17 protein-coding genes and 1 riboswitch are annotated in these 18,515 nt (G+C 71.0%); of the genes, 5 read left to right on the top strand and 12 right to left on the bottom strand.

Features of this window, described 5'->3' with window-relative positions; genetic code table 11:
* Position 1: 1 nt before the first annotated feature.
* The gene (locus ACFYRX_RS03280) at positions 2 to 949 is read left to right on the top strand and encodes an ABC transporter substrate-binding protein (RefSeq protein ID WP_389096143.1); all 948 of its coding nucleotides are present in this window, start codon (positions 2 to 4) and stop codon (positions 947 to 949) included.
* Between the two features lie 6 nt (positions 950 to 955).
* Here the strand turns inward: ACFYRX_RS03280 and ACFYRX_RS03275 are convergent, their stop codons facing one another.
* The 3 genes from ACFYRX_RS03275 to ACFYRX_RS03265 are packed head-to-tail and all read right to left on the bottom strand — an operon-like array spanning position 956 to position 2,612.
* Positions 956 to 1,678 carry an isocitrate lyase/phosphoenolpyruvate mutase family protein gene (locus ACFYRX_RS03275; protein WP_389096141.1) on the bottom strand — a complete coding sequence of 241 codons (723 nt, stop codon included), beginning with the start codon at positions 1,676 to 1,678 and terminating at the stop codon, positions 956 to 958.
* Entirely contained in the window at positions 1,675 to 2,118 is a 444-nt protein-coding gene (locus tag ACFYRX_RS03270; protein ID WP_389096139.1) for a carboxymuconolactone decarboxylase family protein, read from the bottom strand. Before ACFYRX_RS03270 ends, ACFYRX_RS03275 begins: the two co-directional genes overlap by 4 nt.
* Positions 2,115 to 2,612, bottom strand: coding sequence for a carboxymuconolactone decarboxylase family protein (locus tag ACFYRX_RS03265; protein WP_389096138.1), 498 nt, complete (start codon positions 2,610 to 2,612; stop codon positions 2,115 to 2,117). The genes ACFYRX_RS03270 and ACFYRX_RS03265 overlap by 4 nt, the downstream gene beginning before the upstream one ends.
* Before the next feature lie 46 nt (positions 2,613 to 2,658).
* Between ACFYRX_RS03265 and ACFYRX_RS03260 the strand changes: the two genes are divergently transcribed.
* Both ACFYRX_RS03260 and ACFYRX_RS03255 read left to right on the top strand, forming a co-directional pair.
* On the top strand, positions 2,659 to 4,137 hold the full coding sequence (locus tag ACFYRX_RS03260; RefSeq protein ID WP_389096136.1) for a PLP-dependent aminotransferase family protein: 1,479 nt from the start codon (positions 2,659 to 2,661) through the stop codon (positions 4,135 to 4,137).
* A 60-nt stretch (positions 4,138 to 4,197) separates the two neighbouring features.
* A complete protein-coding gene (locus tag ACFYRX_RS03255) occupies positions 4,198 to 4,686 on the top strand; it encodes a carboxymuconolactone decarboxylase family protein (protein WP_389096134.1) in 489 nt (162 codons plus the stop codon).
* 106 nt (positions 4,687 to 4,792) lie between these two features.
* On the opposite strand, the gene ACFYRX_RS03250 is transcribed toward ACFYRX_RS03255, so the two are convergent.
* The 7 genes from ACFYRX_RS03250 to ACFYRX_RS03220 form a co-directional block, all read right to left on the bottom strand.
* Positions 4,793 to 5,533: an aminotransferase class IV gene (locus ACFYRX_RS03250; RefSeq protein ID WP_389096133.1), complete on the bottom strand. Its 741-nt coding sequence runs from the start codon at positions 5,531 to 5,533 to the stop codon at positions 4,793 to 4,795.
* A gap of 71 nt (positions 5,534 to 5,604) precedes the next feature.
* Positions 5,605 to 6,783, bottom strand: coding sequence for an FAD-dependent oxidoreductase (locus ACFYRX_RS03245; protein ID WP_389096131.1), 1,179 nt, complete (start codon positions 6,781 to 6,783; stop codon positions 5,605 to 5,607).
* Positions 6,780 to 8,342 carry an AMP-binding protein gene (locus ACFYRX_RS03240; protein WP_389096129.1) on the bottom strand — a complete coding sequence of 521 codons (1,563 nt, stop codon included), beginning with the start codon at positions 8,340 to 8,342 and terminating at the stop codon, positions 6,780 to 6,782. Before ACFYRX_RS03240 ends, ACFYRX_RS03245 begins: the two co-directional genes overlap by 4 nt.
* 80 nt (positions 8,343 to 8,422) lie before the next feature.
* On the bottom strand, positions 8,423 to 10,027 hold the full coding sequence (locus tag ACFYRX_RS03235) for a benzoate-CoA ligase family protein (protein WP_389096127.1): 1,605 nt from the start codon (positions 10,025 to 10,027) through the stop codon (positions 8,423 to 8,425).
* Entirely contained in the window at positions 10,024 to 12,306 is a 2,283-nt protein-coding gene (pabB, locus tag ACFYRX_RS03230) for an aminodeoxychorismate synthase component I (protein ID WP_389096125.1), read from the bottom strand. Before pabB ends, ACFYRX_RS03235 begins: the two co-directional genes overlap by 4 nt.
* Positions 12,307 to 12,335: 29 nt before the next feature.
* Positions 12,336 to 12,914 carry an antibiotic biosynthesis monooxygenase gene (locus ACFYRX_RS03225; RefSeq protein ID WP_389096123.1) on the bottom strand — a complete coding sequence of 193 codons (579 nt, stop codon included), beginning with the start codon at positions 12,912 to 12,914 and terminating at the stop codon, positions 12,336 to 12,338.
* A 238-nt stretch (positions 12,915 to 13,152) separates the two neighbouring features.
* On the bottom strand, positions 13,153 to 13,989 hold the full coding sequence (locus ACFYRX_RS03220; protein ID WP_389096918.1) for a hypothetical protein: 837 nt from the start codon (positions 13,987 to 13,989) through the stop codon (positions 13,153 to 13,155).
* Between the two features lie 367 nt (positions 13,990 to 14,356).
* Here ACFYRX_RS03220 and ACFYRX_RS03215 point away from each other — a divergent pair, with 367 nt between their 5' ends.
* Complete coding sequence (locus ACFYRX_RS03215; RefSeq protein WP_389096121.1) at positions 14,357 to 15,208, top strand: LLM class flavin-dependent oxidoreductase; 852 nt, start codon at positions 14,357 to 14,359, stop codon at positions 15,206 to 15,208.
* Between the two features lie 110 nt (positions 15,209 to 15,318).
* A riboswitch (ZMP/ZTP riboswitch) is annotated at positions 15,319 to 15,408 on the top strand.
* Positions 15,409 to 15,449: 41 nt separating this feature from the next.
* Positions 15,450 to 16,901: a glycine hydroxymethyltransferase gene (locus tag ACFYRX_RS03210; protein WP_389096120.1), complete on the top strand. Its 1,452-nt coding sequence runs from the start codon at positions 15,450 to 15,452 to the stop codon at positions 16,899 to 16,901.
* Positions 16,902 to 16,964: 63 nt separating this feature from the next.
* On the opposite strand, the gene ACFYRX_RS03205 is transcribed toward ACFYRX_RS03210, so the two are convergent.
* Positions 16,965 to 17,714, bottom strand: a complete 750-nt coding sequence (locus tag ACFYRX_RS03205; protein WP_389096118.1) for a hypothetical protein — start codon at positions 17,712 to 17,714, stop codon at positions 16,965 to 16,967.
* Between the two features lie 52 nt (positions 17,715 to 17,766).
* Entirely contained in the window at positions 17,767 to 18,438 is a 672-nt protein-coding gene (locus ACFYRX_RS03200; RefSeq protein ID WP_389096116.1) for a hypothetical protein, read from the bottom strand.
* Positions 18,439 to 18,515 lie beyond the last annotated feature (77 nt).

Raw genomic sequence — 18,515 nt, 5'->3', positions numbered from 1 at the left:
CATGCGCGCACGCGCGATCGCCGTGGGCGGCGCCCTGCTGCTGCTCACCGGCTGCGGAGCCGCCGACATGACCAAGCAGGCCTCGCCCTTCGCCAACGCCCAGGGCGCCAAGTCGGTGACCCTGTCCGTCCAGTCCTGGGTCGGCGCGCAGGCCAACGTGGCCGTCGCCCAGTACCTCCTCGAACACAAGCTCGGCTACCGCGTCGACACCGTCCAGGTCGACGAGGTCCCCGCCTGGGACGCGCTCAGCCAGGGCCGCGTCGACGCGATCCTGGAGGACTGGGGCCACCCCGAGCAGGAACAGCGGTACGTCAAGGACAAGAAGACGATCACGCCGGGCGGCGGACTCGGCGTGACCGGGCACATCGGCTGGTACGTCCCCACGTACTTCGCCAAGCAGCACCCGGACGTCACGAACTGGAAGAACCTCAACAAGTACGCCTCCCAGCTGCGCACCGCCGAGAGCGGCGGCAAGGGCCAGCTGATGGACGGCTCCCCGTCCTACGTCACCAACGACAAGGCGCTGGTGAAGAACCTGGACCTGGACTACCAGGTGGTGTTCGCCGGTTCGGAGGCCGCGCAGATCACCCAGATGAAACAGTTCGCCAAGGAGAAGAAGCCCTTCCTGACCTACTGGTACGCCCCCCAGTGGCTGTTCGAGAAGGTCCCGATGACCGAGGTGAAGCTGCCCGCCTACAAGGAGGGCTGCGACGCGGACCCGGCGAAGATCACCTGCGCCTATCCGCACACCCCGCTGCAGAAGTACCTCAACACGGACTTCGCGAAGAGCGGCGGCAAGGCGGCCGCCTTCCTCAAGAACTTCAAGTGGACGACCGAGGACCAGAACCAGGTCTCCCTGATGATCGCCGACCAGAAGCTGACGCCGGAGAAGGCGGCAAAGAAGTGGGTGGACAGCCACGCGTCCACCTGGAAGACGTGGCTGTCCTGACCGCGTTCAGCGCCTCAGTTCGTCGGCCGTCCCGCGCAGCGCCCGCGCCGCCCGGCGCTGCAGGGCCGGCCCGAACGTGACGCGAGTGGCCCCGAGTTCACCGAGCGCGGTGGGCGAGGGGCCCTCGCCGTTCAGGTGCCCGAAGACGTTGACCGGCCCTTCCACACCGGACCGCAGCAGGGGCAGTACGTCCGCCGGGGCGTCGATCGGATAGACGCAGTCGGCGCCCGCGGCGACGTACAGCGCGGCCCGCTCGATGGCCTGTTCGGGGTCGCCGTCGCCGTAGGAGAAGGTGTCCACGCGCGCGTTGACGAACAGCCGGTCACCGGCCGCGTGCCGCACCTCGGCGAGCCACTCGGCGTGCTCGTGCGGGTCCTTGAGGACACCCGCGTGGGAGTCCTCGAGGTTGCAGCCGACGGCCCCGGCCTCCAGCAGCCGCTCCACCAGCTCCTTCGGCGCCAGCCCGTACCCGCCCTCGACGTCCGCCGACACGGGGATGTCCACGGCCCGTGAGATGCGCGCCACCGCAGCGAACATCTCGTCGGCCGGCGTGGACCCGTCCTCGTACCCGAGCGAGGCCGCGATCCCCGCGCTGGGCGTGGCGAGCGCCGGGAACCCGGCCTCCTCCATCACCCGCGCGCTCGACGCGTCCCAGGGACCGGGCAGGACGAGGGGGTCGCCGGGGAGGCGCTTGCGGTGCAGGGCGCGGAAGACGTCCACTTTCCTCATGGCGTGCGCCCCCCTGGTGGGATGCGGCGGCTGACCATCACCCGGTTCCAGTTGTTGATGGCGACGATCAGGCCGATGAGATGGGCGAGTCGACGGTCGTCGAAGTGTCGGGCGGCTCTGGCGTAGACCGCGTCCGGCACGAAGCCTTCCGTCAGGACGGTCACCGCCTCCGTCAGCGCGAGCGCGGCCCGCTCGCGCTCGTCGTAGACGCCCTCGGCCTCCTCCCAGGCGGCCAGCAGGTCCAGCTGCTGCTCGCTCACCCCGTGCTCCCGGGCGATCGCGAGATGCATGTCCAGGCAGAACGCGCAGTGGTTGAGCTGCGAGGCCCGGATGACGACGAGTTCGGCGAGGGCGGGGTCGCCGAGTCCCTTCTTCGCGGCCGCGCTGAGCGCGGACAGGGCTCGTCCGACCTCGGGGTCGAGGAGGTCCGTACGGCTCACTGGTGCTTCCCGGCCTCGTAGTGGCCCGGGACCATACGGCAGGTCACGCCGAACCGGTTCCACGCGTTGATCACCGTGATCGCGGCGATCAACTGGGCCAGCTCGGCCTCCTCGAAGTACTTGGCCGCGTGCGCGTACACGTCGTCGGGCACGAACCGGTCGGTGAGGACCGTGACCGCCTCGGTCAGTTCGAGGGCCGCGGCCTCCTTCTCCGTGTAGAAGTGCCTCGACTCCTCCCAGGCGCCGAGCTGGATGATCCGCTCGACACTCTCCCCGGCCGCGAGGGCGTCCTTGGAGTGCATGTCGAGACAGAACGCGCAGTGGTTCAGCTGCGAGGCCCGGATCTTCACCAGCTCCAGGAGCCTCGGGTCGAGGCCCTTCCGGGCGGCCGTGTCCAGGCGCAGCATCGCCTTGTAGACCTCGGGGGCGTGCTGGGCCCAGGCCAGACGGGGTGTGTGTTCGGGGGCGTGACGGACGGTCTCCTCAGTGGTCATGTCTCGACCCTAGGAGCCAGGCAGCCCAGGAGTATGGTCCACTTCCATGGCGAAATCCTGGGCCACTTTCGGTGTCGACCTGCACCTGGAACCTCGCGGGCCGGGCATCCGGCGGGGCCTCACCGACGCCCTGCGCGAGGCCGTCCGCACCGGCCGCCTCACCCCCGGCACCCGGCTGCCCTCCTCCCGCACCCTCGCCGCCGACCTCGGCATCGCCCGCAACACGGTCGCGGACGCCTACGCCGACCTGGTCGCCGAGGGCTGGCTCACGGCCCGCCAGGGCTCGGGCACCCGGGTCGCCGAACGCACGGTCACGCTGCCCCCCGGGCCCACCTCGCACCTCTGGGCCCCGGCCGACCCGCCGCCGAGGTCTGCATCTGCCTCCTCGGTGTCCGGTCCGCCACCGGTGCCTGCATCCGCCTCCTCGGTCTCTGACCCACCGACCGGGCCCGCCTACAACCTGGTCCCCGGCACCCCCGACCTCGCCTCCTTCCCCCGCACCCAGTGGCTCAAGGCGGCCCGCCGTGCTCTCGCCACCGCTCCCTACCAGGCCTTCGACTACGGCGACCCGCGCGGCCGCATCGAGCTGCGGACCGCCCTCGCCGACTACCTCGCCCGTGCCCGCGGTGTGCGCGCCGACCCCGACCGCATCCTGGTGTGCGCCGGGTTCTCGCACGGGCTGCGCCTCCTCGGCGCGGTGCTGCGGGCCCGCGGTGCGAGCACGGTCGCCGTGGAGTCGTACGGCCTCGACGCGCACTGGAACCTGCTGGCGGGCGCAGGTCTGCGGAGTGTGCCGCTGCCGTTCGACGAACGCGGCACGGATCCGGGGGAGTTGACCGATCAGGGCGCGGTACTGCTCACCCCCGCCCACCAGTTCCCGATGGGCGGCACCCTGCACCGCGACCGTCGGGCGGCCGCCGTCGACTGGGCGCGCCGCACGGGCGGCCTGGTCGTGGAGGACGACTACGACGGCGAGTTCCGCTACGACCGTCAGCCCGTCGGCGCCCTCCAGGGCCTGGACCCCGATCATGTGGTCTACGCGGGAACGGCCAGCAAGTCCCTCGCCCCCGGCCTCCGGTTGGGCTGGCTGGTGCTGCCGCCGGACCTCATGGCGGAGGTGCTCGGGACCAAGGGCGGCGTCGACAACTGCGGTTCCCTGGACCAGCTGACCCTCGCCGAGTTCCTGACGTCCGGCGCCTACGACCGCCATGTGCGCGCCGCCCGGCTGCGGTACTGGCGCCGCCGCGACGCCCTCATGGCCGAACTCGCACGGCGGGTCCCGCAGGTCCACGCCACCGGGATCGCGGCCGGCCTGCACGTGGTGCTTCGGCTGCCGCCGGGCACCGAACAGGCGACGCTGCGGTCGGCGGCCTGGCACGGCCTCGCGGTGCACGGCCTGCACCGCTACCAGCACCCCGAGGCGACCGTCGAGCGATGCGACGCGCTCGTCGTGGGCTACGGGACACCGCCGGACCACGCCTGGTCGGGAGCGCTCAAGGCGCTGTGCGCGGTGCTGCCCGAATAACGCGGACCTGTTTCAGTAGTTTCCTGTTCCGAAATGCATTCGCGCGGATAGAGTCACCTCATGAGTAACAGTGAATCCATATCCCGTGTGGCCCTGAAGAAAGTCACCCCCGAGGTGTCCGCGGCCATGGGCTCCCTGCATGGCGCCGCTGTTTCCGCGGCCGAGGACGCCAAGGTCGAACCGGAACTCCTGGAACTGATCCGGATCCGCGCCTCACAGATCAACGGCTGCGCGTTCTGCCTCGACATGCACACCAAGGACGCCCGCGCGGCGGGGGAGACCGAACAGCGCGTCTACGCCCTGAACGCCTGGCGCGAGACCCCCTTCTTCACCGCCCGCGAACGTGCCGCACTGGCGTTGACCGAGGCCGTGACCCTCGTGCACGACGGTCATGTGCCGGACGCGGTCTACGCCGAGGCCGCGGAGGTCTTCGACGAGACGCAGATCGCCGCACTGATCTGGGCGGTCACCGTCATCAACGCGTACAACCGGATCGCCATCGCGACCCGAATGGTACCGGGGGCTTATCAGCCGAAGCCGAAGAGCTGAAGACCAGAAAATGACCTGAATGCAGTCAGCTCCAAATGCGCCGCGTCCTGTTCGACGCGGCGCATTTTCATCGGTGTATTTCCATCGGTATTTCCGTCGAGGGAATTCAGTAGCTCGGCAGCGGCTCCATGATGTCGTCCAGCCACGCCCGCCATTCCGGGGCGCGTCTCGCAGGCGCCGCCCGCAGCGGCCCGCCGGCCCATTCCGTCACCGGTCGGATTCCGTGCAGTGCGTTCACCAGCCACACCTCACGGCCGTCCAGCTCGGCCACGGTCCGCTCGCGGTGGGCGACGGTGATGCCGTCGCGCCGGGCCCGCTCCTGAACGAGGGCGACGGTCACTCCGGGCAGGACCGGCAGCCGGGGCGGGGGAAGACACAGGGTGTCGTCCTCCCACCACAGCACGCTGGCCGTGGCCGCCTCCAGCACGGTGCCGGAGGGCGCGACCAGCACCGCCTCCTCCGCGCCCTGTCCGGACGCGCGCTCGCGTACCCGGGCGAGGGTGGGGAGGTCCGGTCCCTTGCGCCGGGGCACGGTCCGCGGATCGGACTGGCCCGCCGCCCAGACCCGAACGCCGGCCCCGAGCGGCGGCGCGTGCCGCAGTAGCAGCCGCAACTCCAGCGAACGGGGCGCGAGTTCGACCCTCGGGAACCACTCGCCCGTGCGCGGCAGCGTGCCGGTCATGTCCCGCCAGAACTCCAGCAGCCGGCGCAACGGTGGTCCGCCCACCTCGCCGCAGGACCTCAGGAACCGCTCCCGGTGCCGTTCGAGACCGCGCACCCTGCCGTCCCGTACCAGCCAGGAATCCGCGACCAGCAGGGGTGCCGTCGGCTCCGTGGACGGGGTCATCCCCCGACTCGGTGACCATGCCAACAGGCCCTCCGCGACGACCGGTTGTGTCACAGCCGTTCCTTTCTCCCTCAGTACTTGCCGCCGGCGTTCACCGGCGCTCCGTGCCGTGGACCGTACGGCGCGTGCTCCAGCCACGACCCGCACCACGGCAGCACGGGTGCGAGCGCCGCCGCCGCCCGCTGTCCGGCCCGGACGATCCGGCGCCGGGGCCGCAGATGGTCCAACGCGGCACCGGCGGCGGCACTGTTGAACAGCGCGGCGGACCGCCGTACGTCTGCGAACGCCTCGACCGTCCCGGCCGTTCCACCGGCGATCGCCTCCGCCGCTGCCACCGCGTCCGCGATGCCGCTGTTCATGCCGCGCGCGCCGAACGGCGGGAAGAGGTGCGCGGCCTCCCCGACGAGCAGCACCCGCCGGTGCCGATCGGTGAACGAGGCCGCCACCTTGCGCAGGAAGCGGTACGTCGACACCCACAGGATCCGCTCGCCGTACCCCTCGCCCACGACCCCCGGCAGCCAACGCCGTACGGCCTCCTCGGTCCCGAACTCCTCCTCCGGATCGCCGTCCCGGCACTGCAGGTCCACCTGGAAGCCCCCGGTGAACGGCACCCGCATCACACTGCGCCCGCCGACACCCGGATGCTCGTAGTGGAAGACCCGCTCCAGCGGCAGCCCGGCACCGGGGGCATCGGCCACGTCGACGACCACGTGGAAGCCCTCGCCCCGCTCGCCCTCCATGGCGATGCCCAGCACGCCCCGGACGGCGGACCGGGCGCCGTCGGCGGCCACGGCGTACGCGCAGCTCCACTCCCGTCCGTCCCCGCAGGTCAGCCGGACTCCGGTCGCCGTCGCGCGGACGTCCAGCACCCGCGCCTCCCACTCGAACTCCACGCCCGCCCGCTCGCACGCGGCCCGCAGAAAGCGTTCGGTGTCGACCTGGCGCAGGCTGGTGAAGGGCGGTGGGCCCGGCTTCGGCGGATGGGTGCGGGAGTACACCTCGCGCCCCCGGTACAGGGTCCGCCGGGTCTGCCAGGTCCGCCCGTACGAGGTGATCTCGTCGGCCAGCCCCGGCAGCATCCCGTCGAGCAGCGCGAGGGTCTCCCGGTGCACGAACAGGGCCCGGCTGCCCGGCCGTTCACGGTCCCGCGGATCCGCCTCCAGCAGCACGACGGGCAGTCCCCGCGCCCGCAGCGCGAGCGCCGCCGACAGGCCCACGGGCCCGGCACCGACCACCACCACCGGTGTCACGCGCGCGCACCCTCGGCCAGCATCCGGGTGATCTCGACCCGCTTCACCTTCCAGGTCGCCGTCATCGGCAGCTCCTCGAACCGCCACTGCCGGGGCTCGGCCATCGCCGGCAGATCGGCCGTCGCGTCCCGCCAGCGCTCCGGGTCCAGCGGCTGTTCCCCGCGCACGCACACCACCGGCACCGGCTCCCGGTTGGCGCCCGGCACGATGACCACCTCCCGCAGCTCCTCCAGCCGCTCCATCAGGGTGTCCTCGACCTCCAGGTTGCTGTGCACGGAGTCGATCCGGTCGATCTCCCGGTCGATCAGGTGCAGGCCGCCGAGACGGCTTCGGTAGCCCATGTCGCCCATCTCCCACCAGCCGTCGTGGAGTTGACGGTCGTAGCGGTCCTGCATGCCGAGATAGGTGAGGATGCGGCCCCTGGTCCGGGCCTCGATCCGCCCGGTCCGGCCCGCCGGGACGGGCCGCCCGTCGGGCCCGGTGACCCGCACACGCGTGAAGCCTGGTATCCCGATCCCGACCCGCCGCCCGTCCGCGCGTGCGGCACTGCGCCGGGTGAACCACTGGAAGGCGACCGGCCCCGTCTCGCTCTGCCCGTACAACTGGATGAGCCAGGGCGTACGGCGTTTCGAGGCGTCCAGCAGCCGCCGTACCGTGCGCGGATGGATCGCGTCGAACGTCGAGCCGTACGACCGCACCCGCGACAGCGGCGCCCCGGGCGCGTCGGCCAACTCCTCCCACAGCACGAAGGTGTTGGGGTGCGTCTCCACGATGCCGGGCCGGTGTCTGGTGAGGAGCGGTCCCACGGCGGCCGGGTCCGGGTCGGTGATCAGCACCAGCGGGCTGCCGAAGTGCAGCAGGACGCCGAGCAGATGGTAGAAGCGCGAGTGCACGAACGACATGTGCAGCGCCGCCGTCTCCCCACGCGTCGGCCAGCCCATCGCCTTCTGCGGAACGAGCCGGTTCCACATGGTGTTCGCGCAGTGCACGGCCAGCTTGGGAAGGCCGGTGGTACCCGAACTGTGGGTGATCAGGGCCGGTTCACGCGGATGCAGGCGCACAGCGGGCGGGGGTTCGGCGCCGGAGTATTTCGACAGGGGCTCGGCTCCCGGCCCGTCGTCCACGGAGAGGACCTGTCGCACCCGGAGCCCGACGCCCTGGAGCGGCCCCTCCAGCTTGGCCCGGTCCGTCACCAGCCACGGCTGCCTGAGCCGCTCGACCAGCTCCCCGACCACCTCACCGGCCAGACCGGGGGAGAGCAGCACCGGCACCGCGCCGATACGGGAGACCGCGCAGGTCAGCAGCACGATGTCGACGTTGTCCGTCTTGTGTACGACGACCTGCTCCGAGGGCCGTACGCCCGCCTCCCACAGCTGTCCGGACAGCTCCTCGACGACGTCCGCCAGCGCCGGGTAGGTGAGGTCGACCCCGAGGGCGGGATGGGTGTCCAGGGGCTGGTCCAGGGTGACGAAGACGGCGCCGTGCCGGTCGGCCGCCCGGCGGAACACCGGGCCCAGGTAGAACCCCCGGTCGGCGAAGGGAGGTTGCTGCTCTCGCATGGGGCCGTTCCTTTCTGCGGTGCGTCTGCGGTTCTTGCGCGGTGCGTCTTCTGCGTTCTTGTGGGGTGTTCTCGCCGTGGTCACCAGGCGCCTCCGCGGACCAGATGGCGACGGAGCTTGCCGGTGGGGGTGCGGGGGAGGGACGGGACGAGGCTGACGCTTCTGGGCACCTTGTAGGCGGCCAGGTGCTCGCGGGCGAGCCGCAGGAGGTCCTCCTGGAGGCACTGGAGAACGGTGCCGTCCTGGGCCGCGGGTACGACGAACGCCCGCAGCCGGCTCACCCCGGCCCCGTCGGTGACGGCCACGACCGCGACCTCCTTCACCGCCGGGTGGGTGCGCAGTACGGCCTCGACCTCCAGCGGGGAGACGCTGATGCCCCCGACCATCTCCATGTCGTCGGCGCGGCCCAAATGCCGGTAGGTGCCGTCGGGTTCGCGGACCGCCCGGTCATGGGTGGCCAGCCAGCCGCGGACCAGGGTGCGGGCGGTCTCGTCGGGCCGGTTCAGGTAACCGGGGGTCACCGTCGGTCCGCGCACCCACAGCTCGCCCTCCGTTCCGTCCGGAACCGGTGTGCCCGCGCGGTCACGCAGCTCCACCTCGAAGCCGGGCACGGGACGGCCGACGGTGCCGGGCCGGTTGTGGTCGAAGCTGTTGGCGCAGAAGGCGTGACCTGCTTCGGTGGAGCCGATCTGCTCCAGCACCGGCGCGCCGAGCAGCTCCGTGACCCGCCCGCCGAGCTCCTCCGGCAGTCCCTCACCGGCCGACACCGCGGCCCGCACCGAGGCGAAGCAGGCCTCGTGCCCACGGCCCCGGTCGGCCACCAGCGCGGCGTACGCGGACGGCACCGAGTAGAGCAGCGTCACCCGGTGCCGGACCACGAGCTCGTCCACGGCGGCCGGGGTGGGGCGCCGGTCCACCAGCACCGCGGACGAGCCGGAGAACAACGGGAAGACGAACGCGTTCCCGAATCCGTAGGCGAAGTACAGCTTCGACACCGACAGGGCCACGTCGTCCCCGGTGATCCGCAGCAGCCGCCTGCCGATCAGGTCGTGGTACGCCTTCGGATCGCTGTGCGTGTGCACGACCCCCTTGGGCCGGCCTGTCGTACCGGACGTGTACTGCACGTAGAGCGGGCTGTGCGCGTCGACCGGGTGGGCGGGGGCCGGCGCGGCGGAGGAGGTGAGTGCGAGCAACTGGTCGGCACCGAGCCGGGCCCGGTCGGTGAACCGGTCCTCGAGTCCCGGTCCTGTCACACACAGCGCGGCCCCGGTGTCCGCTGCCATGAACGCGTGGTCCGCCGCGGGGAGTTCGGGGTTGACGAGAACGGCGACCGCCCCAAGACGCGCGATGCCGAGGAAGGCCGTCACCCACGCGATCCCGTCCGGCAGCGCCAGCACCACCCGGTCGCCCGGCTCGACGCCATGACCGGCGAGCACGGTGGCCGCCCTGGCCGCGAGCGCGTGCACCTCGCCGTGGGTCCAGGCCCGGTGGCCCTGATGGAATGCGGGCCGGTCGACCCAGCCACGCCGCTCGGCGAGATCGGCCAGCTGGGCGGCAAGGTTGCCGGGTGCGTCGAAGCCGGCCGGTGACGGCGAAGGAGACGGTGAGGGAAGTGGTGAGGGAGACGGCGCAGGAGGCGGTGACAGAGACGGGGGCGGTGGCGGCATGGTTCGCGGAATCGTCATCGGGCCGGCTCCTCAGTGGCGGTATGTCCCCCGCGGACCCTCTGCTGCTGTCGTTGCTCCGCTGTCCGGTCTGCGGTGTGCAGATGCAGCGCTCTCATCTGGGCCGCCGTCTTCAGCAGCATCTCGTCGTACTCGGCGTCCGGATCGGAGTCGAGGACGATGGCGCCCCCGGCGCCCAGGTGCATCAGCCCGTCGGCGAAGACGGCCGTGCGGATCACGATGTTGAGATCCGCGCCCCCTCCGCACCCCAGGTATCCGAGGGCGCCGGAGTAGACACCGCGGGCCTCGGTCTCCAGGGAGTCGATGATCTCCAGCGTGCGCAGTTTCGGCGCCCCGGTCATCGAGCCGCCCGGAAAACAGGCGCGCACACAGTCCACCGCGTCGATCCCCTCGCGCAGCCGCCCCTCCACGGTCGAGACGAGCTGGTGCACGGTCGCGTACGTCTCCGTGGCCATCAGCCGTGTCACCCGCACGGACCCGGTCCGGCATACCCGCCCCAGGTCGTTGCGGAGCAGGTCGACGATCATCAGGTTCTCGGCGCGCGTCTTGGGGTCCGCCGCGAGCGCGTCCCGCAGCCGGGCGTCCTCCTCCGGCCCTGCCCCACGCGGCGCGGTGCCCTTGATGGGCCGGGCCTCGGCGACCCCGTCCCCGGTGATCCGCAGGAACCGCTCCGGCGAGGAACCTGCCACATCGACGTCCCCGAACCTCAGAAACGCCGCGTAGGGCGCCGGATTGACGCGCCGCAGCGTCCGGTAGAACTCGTATGCGTCCGGCGGGGCGGGTAACCGCGCCGCGTTCGTCAGACAGATCTCATAGCTCGTACCCGCCCGCAGTTCACGCGCGCAGGACTCGATGTCGGCGAGATAGGCCGCCCGGTCCCGCACCAGCCACGGCTCGGCGGCGCCGAGATCTAGCGCGGACCGCGCGGACACCGTCTGCCGAGCGGACGACGCCGTACGGCCGGGCAACGCCGTACCGCCCGACGACGCCCCACCGCCGAACATCGGCGCACCGTCGGGCAAGGGGTTCCCGTCGGGCTCGGTGGCGACGAAGGTCAGTTGGGCCAGCGCGCCCTCCAGCCAGTCCTCGGCCTCCAGCGCGGCCTGCGGGGTGTCCTCGGCCAGACAGACCGCGTAGGTGAACCTCTTCAGATGGTCCACGGCTATCAGCCGGTCGGCGAACAGCCAGCAGGCGTCCGGCACTTCGGAGGTGTGCCGGTTCGGAGAACCGCAGTCGGCCTTCGTCTCGTAGCCGAAGTAGCCGACGTAGCCCCCGGTGAAGTCGAAGGGCAGTCCTGAACCGTCCACCCGACGGCTCGTCAACTGCCGTCCGAGATAGTCGAAGACACTCGCCGCGACTTTTCGCGTCGGCCGCCCTTCCCGCTCGATCTCGCACCGGCCGCTCTCGACGTCGTAGCGGACGAACTCCGCGAGCGGACCACTGTCGTCACCGAAGAACGAGAACCGTGACCGCCCCTCCTCGACCAGAGCGCTGTCCAGCCAGAACGCCCGCGGCGACGCCGCGTACATCCGGGTGAACGCGGCCTCCGTGTCGACTGCGCCGGCGATGCGCCGGGTGTGCAGCCGGTAGGCGGGGGTGGCTCGCCGAGGGCGCGGAATGATCGACGCGGACCGGGGGACCGCCGCCTCGGTCGGGGGCACGGCGGTGTTCTTCGTCCGTGTCCTGCGGGCCCGTTCCGCCGTGAGGTTGCGGAAGTTGACGAGCATGCGGTGGCCGTAGTCGGTGAGCACGGACTCCGGATGGAACTGCACGCCCCACAGCGGCCGACTGCGGTGTCTGAGCCCCATCAGCACCCCGTCCTCGGCCCAGGCGGTGGCCTCGAGCGTCTCCGGGAGCGGCTCGGACACGGCCAGCGAGTGGTAGCGGACCGCGGTGAAGTCCTGTGGCAGACCTCGGAACAGCTCCCGTCCGTCGTGCCGGACCGTCGACAGATGCCCGTGCCGCGGCTCCGGCGCGGCACCCACCAGGCCCCCCTCCCCGAGAGCGATGCCCTGGTGTCCAAGGCAGACGCCCAGTACGGGGATGGACGACTCGGCGAGCACGGCGGTACTCAGACCGAAGTCCCGCGGTTCGGCCGGGTGTCCCGGTCCGGGCGACACCACGACATTGTCGAATTCCGCGAGATATTCCCCGAGATCGGGAATCGCATCGACAGCGTCATTGAGGACCACTACCGGTTCCTCGCCGTTGACCTCGGCGAGCAGCTGGAACAGGTTGTACGTGTACGAGTCGTAATTGTCGATGAGCAGGGTCTTCACCCGCCCACCTCCCTCGGTTCGTTCCGGACCTATGCGGTCCGTCTTTTGTGCCGTCCGCGGAGGGCCTGGAGCGGCGGATACAGCCATTTCTTGAAGAAACGCTGAAGCCGGGGCATGAGGATCCAGGTGACGAGAGCCGTCACACACAGGCACAGCAGAAGTGTGCGGACAAGCGGATTGAGTCCGCCGAGATAAGGAAGAACGATCAGGTTGAACAAGAGCACCGGCGGAAAGACCGCGCTCATGTTCACGAACCACAGCTTCCATTTCGCCGGCGGGGTGGGCGCTTTCGGCAGGGCGGTCTGGGAGTCGAACCACAGCTTGGAGCCCCGCACGCTCCTGCGCTCCGTCTGCTGGGCGAAGTCCATCGCCCGGCGGTGCCACTGTGTCCGAGCGGCCGAATCCTCCCAGGCCCGGGCCGTTCCCTCGCTGGCGAACCGATAGACCACATGCCACTCCGCCTCTCGGTCGACAAGGACGCCACCCCCCAGGAAGCCCGGCTGCTGCGAACTCGCGGCCAGCATGGCCCACCCCCACGAGTGGAAGTCGGCCTCACGGCCCGGCACCACGTGATAGGCCACGGTGACGGTGACGGGATTGCTGCTCACACCACCCAGTACGCAATGTCTTCACATCACGTTCAAATATTCAACGATGTTTTTCGAGTGCCTTGATCGGTGTCCGGAACGTGGCTCTTTATCGGACTTTCGGTCGCCTTGGTGTGCTCTGTCGAGCTGTATCAGGAGTGGCATTTCCGAAATCCAGTGCGGCTATTTACAAAAGGAAGTCGGACGTCGCCGGAAGTCGCCAGGAAGTCGTCGGCTTGAATCCGCGTGGAAAGAACCGTCACTCCACCTCGGCCGGAGCCTCCCCGAACCTGGCCAGCGCCAAAGCCCCCGCGACGGCCACGGCGAAGCCCAGCACCGCCACCCATGCCAGCCCCTCCCGGGTGCGGTCTCCGAGCCACACCACCCCCACCAGCGCGGGCCCGATCGTCTCCCCGATCACCATCCCCGCGGTCGCCGTGGTCACCGACCCCCGCTGCAGTGCCGAGGTGAGTGACAGGAAGGCCGCACTTCCGCCCACGAGCAGCGCATAGGCCGCCGGGTTGGCCAACAGGTCCGACGGGGCAAGCGAGTCGATCAGCCGTACCGCCACCTCGACCACGCCGAACCCGAACCCCGCACCCAGTCCGAGCGCCAACGCCCGCCCCCGCTCCGGGAGTTTCCCGCCCAGGAGCGCCAGCCCCAGCACGGCCAAGGACGTCCCGAGCATCGCGTACCTCAGAGCCGTCGGCCCGCCCCGGTCTCCTTCGGTCCCGGACGCGATCCCCAGCAGCGCCATCCCTGCGCACACCACCCCGACCGCGCCCCACTCGCTTCCGCTCAGCCGAACCCGCAGCAGCCGCGCCGAGACAACCGCGGTCACCGCGAGGCTCGACGCGAGCGCCGCGCCGACGGCGTAGATCGGGACCGACCGCAACGCGGCGATCTGCAGCAGGAACCCCACGCCGTCCAGCGCCAGCCCCGCCAGATACCGCCACTGCCGAACCGCTCGCAGGAACAGCGTCACCGCGAACGCCGACCCCTCGTCGCCGCCGCCCGTGTCCGCTGCCCGCGCCGCCATCGCCTGCAACACGGTGGCCGTCCCGAAGCAGACCGAGGCGCCGAGGGCGCACATCATTCCAAAGAGCACAAAGCGACCTTAGGGCAGGAGCTGAGGGGCGGGCTGATCCAGGACGAGCTCTTACTGATCTCTAGCTGTTCGCCCGACATGCGTACACCAGGCCCCTGTTGACGAACCTACTCGCCGGCCCTCGACGTGATGGGCCCCGAGGTCGCCTCCGAGACACCGACTCCGGGAGCGTGCCGAAAACGCTTTGCCGCACCCGGCTTCGGCGCGTTACGTTCCTCGCACTCTGAAGCAGACGCTCTCTGGAACCATTGCCGCAGAACGGGAGCAGGTCCGCGCACAGCGCGCGGCGCCACGGAGGGGCGGCACCGGATCCGGCCGACCGGCGGATCCCGTACGCCCTCCGGAGGACACTCCCATGAACATCGGCCTCGGCCTCCCCGTCGACGATCCCGCCCAGTTGCTCACCTGGGCCCGGCGCGCCGACGCGGGCCCCTTCAGTACCCTCGGCCTGCTCGACCGCCTCGTGTACGACAATCCCGAACCCCTCATCACCCTCGCGGCTCTCGCCGGCGCCACGTCCCGCATCCGCGTCCAGACCGAAGTGCTTCTCGCGCCCCTGCACAACACCGCCCTGCTCGCCAAGCAGACAGCGACCCTCGACCGCCTCTCGGGCGGCCGCTTCACGCTCGGCATCGGGGTCGGTGGCCGCGAGGACGACTGCCTGGCCGCCGGCATCGATCTTCACCGCCGAGGCCGCCGCCTCGACGAGCAGATGACCCTGCTGCGCCGCACCTGGTCCGGCGAGCCCTACGGCGAAGGCGTCGGCCCCATCGGCCCCGCCCCCGCCACCCCCGGCGGTCCGGAGGTCCTGTTCGGAGGCTTCGCCCCTGCTGCCCTCGAACGGGTAGGCCGCTTCGGCGACGGTTTCCTCGGCGCCGCCCTGCCGCCCTCCTTCATGGCCAACCTGTTCCGCGACGCCGAAGCAGCCTGGCAGAAGCACGACCGCCCAGGCCGCCCACGCCTGGTCGCCCAGGCGAACGTCGCCCTCGGCCCGGACGACACCCTGGACCGGGCCCGCGGCAACCTCCGCGACTACTACGCCTTCAGCGACCACGTCGCCTACATGGAGGGCGGCCTGCTCACCACCCCGGGACAGATCCGCGACGCCACCGACGCCTACTTCGGAATCGGCGCCGACGAGGTGATGCTCTACTGCTGGGCCTCCGACCCCGACCAGCTCGACCGCCTCGCCGACCTGCTGTTCTGACGTCGTACTCCGCCACCGCTTCGGGGCCCGGGACCAGTGGCCGGGCCTCGAAGCCGTCGCTCGCATGGTGGACGTCGCACGGGAGTCGTTCGCCCCGGCCGGTAGGCTGGCCGACAGGCCGTGACTGGCGCGCTGGGATGGGACGGACCATCGGGGAGCGGCCTGTGAGTGACCAAGTGCCGTGCGCCTGGGCCGAACCGTGATCCGTGACCGCCACAAGCCACGCAGCCCGGAGGCCGCCATGTCAGAGCAGCAGCCCCTGTCCACCGAATCCACTGCCTTCCGTGCCGCCCTCGACGTGATCCGCGCCGTTGAGCCGCGCGTCGCCGACGCCATCGGCCAGGAGGTCCACGACCAGCGCGAGATGCTCAAGCTGATCGCCTCCGAGAACTACGCCTCCCCGGCCACCCTTCTCGCCATGGGCAACTGGTTCAGCGACAAGTACGCCGAGGGCACCGTCGGCCGCCGCTTCTACGCCGGCTGTCGCAACGTCGACACTGTCGAGTCCCTGGCCGCCGAGCACGCGCGGGAACTCTTCGGCGCCCGCCACGCCTATGTCCAGCCGCACTCCGGTATCGACGCCAACCTGGTCGCCTTCTGGTCCGTCCTCGCCCAGCGCGTCGAGGTCCCCGCTCTGGAGAAGGCCGGCGTCCGCCAGGTCAACGACCTCTCCGACGCCGACTGGGCCGAGCTCCGCCAGGCCTTCGGCAACCAGCGCATGCTCGGCATGTCGCTGGACGCCGGCGGACACCTCACCCACGGCTTCCGCCCGAACATCTCCGGCAAGATGTTCGACCAGCGCTCCTACGGCACGGATGCCACCACCGGTCTCGTCGACTACGAGGCCCTGCGTGTCTCGGCCCGTGAGTTCAAGCCGCTGATCATCGTCGCCGGCTACTCGGCCTACCCGCGTCTGGTCAACTTCCGGATCATGCGCGAGATCGCCGACGAGGTCGGCGCCACGCTCATGGTCGACATGGCCCACTTCGCCGGCCTCGTCGCCGGCAAGGTCCTCATCGGCGACTTCGACCCGGTCCCGCACGCCCAGATCGTCACCACCACCACCCACAAGTCCCTGCGCGGCCCACGCGGCGGCATGGTGCTGTGCGACGACTCCCTCAAGGATCAGGTCGACCGCGGTTGCCCGATGGTCCTCGGCGGCCCGCTCCCGCATGTCATGGCCGCCAAGGCCGTGGCCCTCGCCGAGGCCCGTCAGCCCTCCTTCCAGGACTACGCCCAGCGCATCGTCGACAACTCCCGCGCTCTGGCCGAGGGCCTGATGCGTCGCGGCGCCACTCTGATCACCGGCGGCACCGACAACCATCTCAACCTGATCGACGTCGCCTCCTCCTACGGCCTCACCGGCCGCCAGGCCGAGGCAGCCCTGCTCGAATCGGGCATCGTCACCAACCGCAACGCCATCCCGGCCGACCCCAACGGCGCCTGGTACACCTCCGGCATCCGCATCGGCACCCCCGCTCTGACCACCCGTGGCCTCGGCACCGCCGAGATGGACGAGGTCGCCGGACTCATCGACCGCGTCCTCACCACCACGGAGTCCGGCACGACCAAGTCGGGTGCGCCCTCCAAGGCCCAGCACGTTCTCGACCCGAAGGTCGCGGACGAGATCTCCCACCGGGCCACCGACCTCGTGGCGGGCTTCCCTCTCTACCCGGAGGTCGACCTCGGCTGAACCACGGCCCCGGCGATGCCGAGCGGCACATCACGCTCTTGAGTTGTCAAGGACCGGTGACTTCTAGAGATCGATGAGTTCCTGTCGTGGCTCCTCCCGCGGCGGTCCGGCTCCCGGCCGGGCCGCCGCGCGGCGTATCAGCCGCGTGCCGCCTGCCCCTGCCGCGAACCCCACGGCGAGCCCCGGCACCGCCCACCAGGCCCCGTGCGCCAGGCCCCTGGGCTCGTCGGCACCCTCGACCTCGCCGCCGGCTCCGTGCTTCCCCTCCCTGGCACCGCCCAACAGCCCGGCCCGGTCCAGCCGATCGAAGTCCGCCCGCGGCGCCCGGTGCCAGCGGATGTCGTCGTCCTCCTGCTCCGGCGCCGGATCCGTGCGCACCCACGGTGTGCCGTCCCCGGCCAGGAACAGTTGGTCCTCCCGCTCCACAGCCACATCACCACCCGGCGCCGCGTTCGTCTGCGGCCAGCCACCGACACCCGTCAGCCCCCACACCACGGTGATCCGCACCGGCGGATACCGGCCCTTCTCCCAGGCATCCGGCACCCGCTCCGTGCCCGTGTACGTCGGCTGAAGCAACTGCCACAGACGAGCGAAGCACGGCTCGTCGGAACGCACGGCCTTCGTCCGGCCCGAGCCACCGGTGACGACCATGGCCAGGTCGGGCTTGTCGAGGCCCGCCTCCCGCATCGGCAGCGCCGCCGCGTCAGCTGTCGGCACCCAGAACACGCTCACCGCCGCCGCCACAGGCGCGAGCACCGCCAACACCCCGCGCGGCCCGCGCCGCAGCCCTGTGTCTCTGCTTCGCACTGCCATCCCCCCTGATCGGCTCAGCCTGCTGTCTCAAGCTCCCGGGCACTTCACTTCGTCACACGTCACGCAGTTCCTGCCGCGGCCCCCGCTCCCGGCGTAGGCGGTCCCACGGCCCCCGCATCACGAACGACCGCAGCGCCAGGGCCAGTACGGCTCCGGCTGCCACACCAGGAAGCGCCCACCACCACCCGGTGCCGTCATCCGTAACTGAGGACGGACCGAGGGACGCAGGGGCCCGCGCCGCCTCCGTGTCCACTGCCCCCGCGGCGCTCCCCGCCTGCCGGCCAGGCGTCGGGAAGACGGCATCGCCCTCGGCGTAGACCGTGCCCATCACACCCAACTCCTTCAACAAGGAGCGCAGTTGGGCTGGGTTCTTGGGTTGGTGCCAGTCGCCGTTCACCGACTCCGGTACGTTCCCCGCCGTGCGTATCCACACCTGGTCCGAGCCGGCCAGCGGGAAGACCTCGTCCAGCCGCCACGGTGAGACGTCATGCAGCATCCATGTGACGTTGATCTGCCGGGCGGCGAGCAGATCCGCCTCGGACGGCTTGGTGCGGGCACCCGCACCCGGAGGGTCGAGCAGCCGCTGCAACTCTCCGAACTCCTCGTCGGAGTAGTAGCGCGACCCCGTCTCCCCGCTCTCCGGCGAGACCACGAGCACGCTCGTCGGCCCACCGGCCGACGCGAGGGGCGCATTCCACACGGTCAGGGCGAGCGCCGCCGCCAATGCGCCCAATCCTGCTGCCAGTTCACCGCATCGGTTCCTCCGGCCGCTCCCAAGGTCCTTCATGCCTACCCCCAACA

It is taken from the genome of Streptomyces sp. NPDC005374 (assembly GCF_042872225.1).
GTDB lineage: Bacteria > Actinomycetota > Actinomycetes > Streptomycetales > Streptomycetaceae > Streptomyces.
This window is presented reverse-complemented; position numbering and strand designations above follow the sequence as displayed.